Raw genomic sequence first — 8,831 nt, 5'->3', positions numbered from 1 at the left:
GCAAAAGCTGCCGGTGCTGATATCGTCGGAAGCGATGATTTGGTTGAGCAAATCAAAGCGGGTAACATCAACTTCGATATCGTTGTTGCTGCACCTGATTGTATGGGACTTGTCGGTCAAGTAGGACGTATCCTCGGGCCAAAAGGGATGATGCCGAATCCTAAAACAGGAACTGTTACGGCGGATATCGCTAAAGCGGTAAGCAATGTTAAAGGCGGACAAGTAAATTTCCGCGTTGACAAAAAAGGGAACATCCATGCCGGTATCGGTAAAGTGAGTTTCGATACAGATAAAATTGAAGAAAATATTAAAGCGTTTGTCGGTGCTATCAACCGTGCAAAACCGTCAACGGCTAAAGGTCGTTACATCAAAAATGCAGCATTGTCATTGACAATGAGTCCTGCAATTAAATTCGAAACACAAGAATTATTAGATATTCGTTAATTAATCTTTAATCGGCGAAGTAATGCTTCGTCATTTATCTTATGGACTGAAGACAGTAGGGGGCTTAGGCCTTAATCAGAATTCTTCTGCCCCGCTTGAAGTTGTATGTCTGGAAAGGAGAAACTATGAATAAATCACAGAAATCTGAGATTGTTAGTACTCTAACAAACGAGTTCAAATCTTCTGCTGCGGTTATTATGTGTGACTATCGTGGTTTAGCTGTGTCTGAACTCGAAGCACTTCGTAAAATTGCACGTGAAAAAGATGCAAAAGTACAAGTGGTTAAAAATACCCTTGCGACTATCGCTCTTAATAACGCTGAAATGTCCGGTATCGATATCGTTGATACTAACATTTTTGTATGGGGCGCTGATGCAATCGCTGCTTCTAAAACCGTTGTTGATTTTGCAAAAGCGAATGATAAATTTGTTATTCGTCAAGCATACATCGACGGTGAAGCCGCTGATGAGAAAAAAGTACGTGCATTCGCTACTCTACCGGGACGCGAAGAGTTGCTCGGAATGCTCGCATCTGTATGGATGGGACCAGTTCGCAACTTCACAATCGGACTCGATGCGCTTAAACGCAAAAAAGAAGAAGAAGCGGCGTAATTGCTGCTTTGAAAAACCGCTGATTTTATTATCGGCATAAAAAAATACTAATAGGAGAATTACTATGGCTGTTACAAAACAAGACGTTCTTGAGTTTATCTCAAACCTTTCTGTCCTCGAGCTTTCTGAGCTTGTAAAAGAATTCGAAGAAAAATTCGGAGTATCTGCTCAACCGGTAGCGGTTGCTGGTGCTGCTGTTGTTGCAGAAGCTGCAGAAGAAAAAACTGAATTTGATGTTATCTTGAAAGACGGTGGTGACAAAAAAATCAACGTTATTAAAGTAGTACGTGCAATGACAGGTCTTGGTCTTAAAGAGGCTAAAGATGCAGTTGAAGGCGCTCCTACAACTATCAAAGAAGGTATCTCTAAACAAGATGCTGAAGCAGCGAAAAAAGAGCTTGAAGAAGCTGGCGCTGCCGTCGAAATCAAATAAATTTGATCGGAGGCATTTCTGCCTCCACCTCCCACAGGGCACTTTACGAAGCGGGTTTTTAACCCTTTCGTAAAGTGCCCATACGTCGTTATAGACTCAAGGACGCTTGAGTCATAGACTTTGCACTTATCCCTATGGGATCAAAAACTTCGATTGAGGTAGCCTATGTTAAACACTCTTCACTCCGGAAACCGCTTGCGCGTTGATTTCGCGAAAACCCCCCAGCAAATTGAAGTACCGAACCTTTTACAACTTCAACAAAGTTCGTATGAATCATTTTTGATGTTAGATCAAAAAGATCGTACCAAAAGCGGTATCGAACGCGTATTCCAATCGGTATTCCCGATTCATGATTCACAAAATCGTCTCTCTCTTGAATATCTCGGTTCAGAAGTAGGACGTCCTAAGTACACCGTGCGTGAATGTATGGAACGCGGATTGACCTATTCGGTATCGTTACGTATGAAAACACGTCTTATGATTTGGGATCGTGATGAAAACACCAAAGAGAAAACCGGTGTAAAAGATATCAAAGAACAAACCATATTTATTCGTGACATTCCATTGATGACTGAGCGTACTTCGTTCGTTATTAACGGCGTTGAACGTGTTGTTGTTAATCAGCTTCACCGCTCACCTGGCGTAATCTTCAAAGAAGAAGAATCAACCACAGCGGGAAGTAAAATGATCTTTACCGGTCAGATCATCCCTGACCGCGGTTCATGGCTCTATTTTGAGTACGATCCGAAAGACATTCTTTACATGCGTATTAATAAGCGCCGTAAAGTACCGGTTACGATCATGTTCCGTGCACTTGGTTACAGCAAACAAGATATTCTAAAAATGTTCTATCCGTTGCAAAAAATTCGTGTCGAAGAGAACAAATATTTGATGGATTTCGATCCTGAACAATTTGCGGGACGTCTTGGATACGATTTAGTTGATGCGGATGGAAAACTTCTTGTTGCCGCCGGTAAACGACTTTCAACTAAAAAAGCGGAAAAATTGATCGCTGAGGGTGTAACGGCGATCCAGTACCCGATTGAAACATTGATAGAGCGCCATTTGGCTGAGCCGATCATCGATGCAGTAACGGGTGAAGTAATGTTCGACACCATGGCACAACTTGATGAGACAAAACTCAAAAAGATGATTGAAGCGGGTGTTAAAGAGTTTATTATCGCGAATGACCTTGCAGAAGGTCACGATAGCTCTATTATTAATGCGTTTGCTGCCGATACCGATTCTTTAAAATTGCTTCGTCAAACCGAAATCATTGAAGATGAAAACGATCTCGCGGCGATCCGTATTTACAAAGTAATGCGTCCCGGTGAGCCGGTAACCAAAGAAGCGGCTAAGATTTTCGTTAATCAGCTTTTCTTTGATCCGGAACGTTATGATTTGACACGTGTCGGTCGTATGAAAATGAACCACAAACTCGGACTTAATGTTCCTGAGTATGTAACCGTTTTGACCAACGAAGATATTATCAATACCGTTAAATACGTCATTAAAGTTAAAAATGGTCAAGGTCATATCGATGACCGTGACCACCTCGGTAACCGACGTATCCGTTCAATCGGTGAGTTGCTCGGTAACGAGTTACACAACGGTTTGATCAAAATGCAAAAAGCGATCAAAGATAAACTCTCAACAATGAGCGGACCGACCACTGAGTTGATGCCGCATGATTTGATCAACTCAAAAATGATCACTTCTACGATTATGGAGTTCTTTAGCGGCGGACAATTGTCACAATTTATGGACCAAACGAACCCGTTGTCGGAAGTTACCCATAAACGTCGTTTATCTGCACTTGGGGAAGGCGGTCTTGTTAAAGAACGTGCCGGATTTGAAGTGCGTGACGTTCACCCGACCCATTACGGTCGTATTTGTCCGATTGAGACTCCTGAGGGACAAAACATCGGTTTGATCAATACGTTGGCAACCTACTCGAAAGTTAACGAACACGGATTTATCGAAGCTCCGTACAACGTTGTTAAAGAAGGTGTCGTAACCAAAGAAGTTGTCTATTTGACGGCTACACAAGAAGAGGGAAAAATCATTGCAGCGGCTTCTAGCCGTGTTGATGATAAAGGTAATTTCCTTGATGATTTGGTTGAAATTCGCCAAGACGGTGAAATTATCCTTAAATCTCCGAAAGAGTGTGAACTTCGTGACTTGACGCCGCATATGGTTGTCGGTGTTGCGGCGAGCTTGATTCCGTTCCTTGAACACGATGACGCGAACCGCGCATTGATGGGATCGAACATGCAACGTCAAGCGGTACCGTTATTGCGCCCTGAAGCACCGATGGTCGGAACAGGGGTTGAAAAACTCGTGGCTCGTGATTCATGGGAGTGTGTTAAAGCAGAGCGTAGCGGTGTGGTTGAGAAAGTCGACTCTAAACACATTTACGTGATGGGTGAAGATGAAGACGGAACCTTTATCGATTATTATCCTTTACAGAAGAATCTTCGTACCAACCAAAATACGACATTCCTTCAAAAGCCGATCGTAAAACAAGGGCAAATGGTAACGAAAGGGCAAATCATCGCAGATGGTCCAAATATGGATAAAGGTGAGTTGGCTCTTGGTATCAATGCACTCGTTGCGTTCATGCCGTGGAACGGATACAACTTCGAGGATGCGATCGTTATGTCTGAGCGTATGATTCGCGAAGACGCATTTACCTCAGTTCATATCTATGAAAAAGAGGCGGAAGCACGTGAACTCAAACACGGTGTCGAAGAGATTACTCGTGATATCCCGAACGTTCGTGATGATGAACTCTCTCACCTTGATGAGAGCGGTATCGTAAAAATCGGTACCTATGTTCAAGGCGGTATGATCCTCGTCGGTAAAGTTTCACCAAAAGGTGAAGTTAAACCGACTCCGGAAGAGCGTTTGTTACGTGCTATCTTCGGTGAAAAAGCGGGTCATGTTGTTAATAAATCACTCTACTGTACGCCAAGTATGGAAGGGGTTGTTGTTGATGTTAAAGTGTTCACGAAAAAAGGGTACGACAAAGATCCTCGTACTCTTGAGCTTGAAAAAGCTGAACGTGACGAGCTAGAGCGCGAACATTACGATCGTTTGTTAATGATCGATAAAGAAGAGATGCTCCGCATTGTTTCTTTGCTCACGAAACACCCATTGCTCAGCGATGTAAGCATCAATGGTAATGAGTATAAAGCGGGTGAAAACGTCAAAGCGGAGGATCTTAAAGAGGTTAACCGTTTCGCGATGAATAACGTCGTTAAAGCATTTAGCGACGATATTCAAGAGAAATACAACCAAACGAAAAACCATTTCCAAAAAGAGAAGAAAAAATTCCGTGACGAACACGAAGAGAAACTCTCTATCTTGGAAAAAGACGACATCCTTCCAAACGGTGTCGTTAAATTCGTAAAAGTCTATATCGCGACAAAACGTAAACTCAAAGTCGGGGACAAAATGGCGGGACGTCACGGGAATAAAGGTATCGTCTCTACGATCGTTCCTCAAGTTGACATGCCGTACATGGCAAACGGACGCTCAGTCGACGTTTGTTTGAACCCGCTCGGGGTACCTTCTCGTATGAATATCGGGCAAATCCTTGAGATGCACCTCGGTATGGTCGGAAAAGAACTCGGGTTCCAAATTCAAGATATTTTTGAAGCGAAACAAAAAGAGTTCATCGGTGAATTAAGAGCGAAAATGATCTCTTTCGCCGATGTTGCAGGTCTTATGAACGCAGCTAAAGTACTCGGTGAAATGGATGATCAAACCCTTCTTGGGTATGCACAAGACTGGTCAAAAGGGGTTAAATTTGCTACCCCTATTTTCGAAGGGGTAACCGAAGCTGAATTCGCTAAACTCTTCGAATTGGCTAAACTTGATACCGATGGAAAAATGGTATTGTTCGACGGTAAAACGGGCGATCAAATGAAAGAACGCGTTAACGTCGGTTATATGTATATGCTGAAACTTCATCACTTGGTTGATGAGAAAGTGCATGCCCGTTCAACCGGACCATACTCTCTTGTTACGCAACAACCGGTCGGTGGTAAAGCACTCTTCGGCGGACAACGTTTCGGGGAGATGGAAGTATGGGCACTTGAAGCATACGGTGCTTCTGCCGTTCTTAAAGAGATGTTGACGATTAAATCGGATGACGTTGACGGACGTGTACGTGCCTATAAAGCAATTACGAAAGGTGAAAGCGTACCGGCATCCGGTATCCCTGAAACTCTATTCGTATTAACGAAAGAGCTCCAATCATTGGCGCTTGATATTGAGATTTTTGACGAGGTGGATGACGATGAGTAAATTAGTACCGGTTGCCGTAACAGAAGAGAATCGCCCAGTCGATATTAAACAAATTCAATTTCGACTTGCGTCTCCTGAGAGAGTTCTCTCATGGAGTCACGGTGAAGTTAAAAAACCAGAAACCATCAACTACCGTACCCTTAAACCGGAACGTGACGGATTGTTTTGTGCCAAAATTTTCGGTCCCGTTCGTGATTACGAATGTTTGTGCGGAAAATACAAAAAAATGCGTTACAAAGGTGTCATTTGTGAAAAATGTGGCGTTGAAGTAACGTCGGCAAAAGTTCGCCGTACCCGTATGGGACACATTGATCTTGTTACTCCGGTAGCGCACATTTGGTATGTTAGTTCACTTCCAAGCCGTATCGGAACACTCCTCGGCGTGAAGATGAAAGACCTTGAGCGCGTATTGTATTACGAAGCGTACATCGTTAAAAGCGGTGGAGAAGCGTACTATGACGGTGAGCAAACATCATCGGTTCTTAAATACGATGTCTTGAACGAAGAGCAATACCGCACATTGGTACAACGTTACGGAGACAGCGGCTTCTCAGCAGAGATGGGTGGATCAGCGGTTCGTGAATTGCTTGATGAACTCGATCTTGTTGATCTTTTCTCTTCATTGAAAGAAGAAGTAGCAGGAACCAACTCAGAAGCAAAACGTAAAACCATTATTAAACGTTTGAAAGTTATCGAATCGTTCTTGAATTCAGGTAACAATCCGGCGTGGATGATGCTTACCGCATTGCCTGTTCTACCTCCTGAACTTCGCCCGTTGGTAAGTTTGGACGGTGGAAAATTCGCGGTATCGGATGTCAATGACCTATATCGTCGTGTTATCAACCGCAACCAACGTCTTAAACGTCTTATCGAACTCGAAGCACCGGAAATTATTGTTCGTAATGAAAAACGTATGTTGCAAGAAGCGGTTGATGCGTTGTTCGACAACGGTCGCCGTGCAAACGCGGTTAAAGGGGCGAACAAACGTCCGTTGAAATCGCTCTCTGAAATCATCAAAGGGAAACAAGGGCGTTTCCGTCAAAACCTTCTCGGTAAGCGTGTTGACTTCTCGGGACGTTCGGTCATCGTTGTCGGACCAAACCTTCAAATGGATCAGTGCGGATTGCCGAAACAAATGGCATTGGAGCTTTTCAAACCTCATTTGATCGCAAAACTCGAAGATAAAGGGTATGCGACCACCGTGAAAGCGGCGAAAAAAATGATCGAAGAGAAAACCAATGAAGTTTGGGAGTGTCTTGCTGAGATCGTTGAGGGGTATCCGATTATGCTCAACCGTGCACCGACGTTGCACAAACTCTCGATCCAAGCGTTTCACCCGAAACTGATCGACGGTAAAGCGATCCAATTGCATCCTCTCGTTTGTGCCGCCTTCAATGCGGACTTCGACGGTGACCAAATGGCGGTTCACGTACCACTTTCAGCCGAAGCGATTGCGGAATGTAAAGTATTGATGCTCTCATCTATGAACATCTTGCTTCCTGCATCGGGTAAAGCGATTGCAACCCCTTCACAAGATATGGTCTTGGGTCTTTATTATTTGACACTCGGTAAAAATGATGTGAAAGGGTCAAATAAACTTTTCAGCAATGTTGATGAGATTATGATCGCACTTGAACACAAAGCACTCGATTTGCATGCGAAAGTTCGTACTCGTGTTGAGGGACGTGTTATCCATACTACAGCAGGACGTATGATTCTTCAGTCGATTCTTCCGGAATTCGTACCTGCGGAATTGTGGAACGTTGTGATGAAAAAGAAAAACATCTCTATTCTTGTTGACTATGTCAATAAGCACGGTGGAATCGCTGTAACAGCTGGTTTCTTGGATGATTTGAAAAACCTCGGGTTCAAATACGCAACTGCGTCAGGGGTATCGATCTCTATCACCGATATCATTATTCCTGAAATGAAAGCGGGATTGATTGTTGCCTCTAAAAACCGTGTTAAAGAGATCCAAAAACAATTCGAAGCGGGTCTTTTGACGGAGCAAGAACGTTATAACAAAATCATTGACGTCTGGACCGATACGAATAATACCGTTGCGGGCGGAATGATGGAGTTGATCCAAAATGATAAAGCCGGGTTTAACTCGATCTTTATGATGGCGGACTCCGGAGCGCGTGGTTCTGCGGCTCAGATTCGTCAGCTAGCCGGTATGCGTGGTTTGATGGCGAAACCGGACGGTTCGATCATCGAAACCCCGATTATCTCGAACTTTAAAGAGGGTCTAAACGTCCTTGAGTACTTTATTTCTACCCACGGTGCTCGTAAAGGTCTTGCGGATACCGCGCTTAAAACAGCGAATGCGGGTTATTTGACGCGTAAACTCGTTGACGTTGCGCAAAACGTGAAAATCGTTGAGCATGACTGCGGAACGCATGAAGGGATTGAACTTACCGATATCTCTGTCGGTAATGAATTGATCGAGCCTCTAGAAGACCGTATTTACGGTCGCGTATTGGCAGAAGATGCGATTGATCCGATCACGAATGAGATCCTTTACTCTGAGGGTACGTTGATTGATGAGATCAAAGCCTCTAAAGTGATCGAAGCGGGTATCCGTTCGGTTCAAATCCGTACTCCGACAACGTGTAAATCAGAGGGTGGTGTATGTGCTCTTTGTTACGGTCTTAACCTCGGAAGCGGCGGAATCGTTAAACGCGGAGAAGCGGTCGGTATTATCGCGGCACAATCGATCGGGGAGCCGGGTACACAGTTGACACTTCGTACCTTCCACGTTGGGGGAACGGCGTCAAGCACTCGTGAAGAGCGTCAAGTCATCGCAACGAAAGAGGGTTTCATCCGGTATTACAACATGAAAACGTACCTCTCTAAAGAGGGGAAACAAATCGTTGCGAATCGTCGTAATGCCGCTATTTTGTTGGTAGAACCGAAAATCAAAGCTCCGTTCAACGGAACTATTGAAATTCAAACGATCCATGACGAAGTTATCGTTAGTGTAAAAGGTGAAAGCCAAACGGTACGTTATACCCTTCGTAAAAACGAAGTGG

The 8,831-nt window shown here is 44.0% G+C and carries 5 protein-coding genes; all 5 read left to right on the top strand.

Annotation, left to right across the window (positions count from 1 at the left end):
- Positions 1 to 444: 50S ribosomal protein L1 (gene rplA / locus A2517_RS08895; RefSeq protein WP_294896208.1), on the top strand; the 444-nt coding region annotated here is incomplete at its 5' end.
- 125 nt (positions 445 to 569) lie between these two features.
- A complete protein-coding gene (gene rplJ / locus A2517_RS08890; protein ID WP_294896206.1) occupies positions 570 to 1,055 on the top strand; it encodes a 50S ribosomal protein L10 in 486 nt (161 codons plus the stop codon).
- Positions 1,056 to 1,119: 64 nt separating this feature from the next.
- Complete coding sequence (gene rplL / locus A2517_RS08885) at positions 1,120 to 1,488, top strand: 50S ribosomal protein L7/L12 (RefSeq protein ID WP_294896204.1); 369 nt, start codon at positions 1,120 to 1,122, stop codon at positions 1,486 to 1,488.
- Between the two features lie 165 nt (positions 1,489 to 1,653).
- Positions 1,654 to 5,799 carry a DNA-directed RNA polymerase subunit beta gene (gene rpoB / locus A2517_RS08880; RefSeq protein WP_294896202.1) on the top strand — a complete coding sequence of 1,382 codons (4,146 nt, stop codon included), beginning with the start codon at positions 1,654 to 1,656 and terminating at the stop codon, positions 5,797 to 5,799.
- A partial coding sequence (gene rpoC, locus A2517_RS08875) for a DNA-directed RNA polymerase subunit beta' (RefSeq protein ID WP_294896200.1) occupies positions 5,792 to 8,831 on the top strand: 3,040 nt, incomplete at its 3' end. The genes rpoB and rpoC, both read left to right, overlap by 8 nt.

This window comes from Sulfuricurvum sp. RIFOXYD12_FULL_44_77 (assembly GCF_001830725.1).
Taxonomy (GTDB): Bacteria; Campylobacterota; Campylobacteria; order Campylobacterales; family Sulfurimonadaceae; genus Sulfuricurvum; species Sulfuricurvum kujiense_A.
Note: the sequence above shows the minus strand (reverse complement) of the source record. Positions and strands in the feature narration are given on the sequence as shown.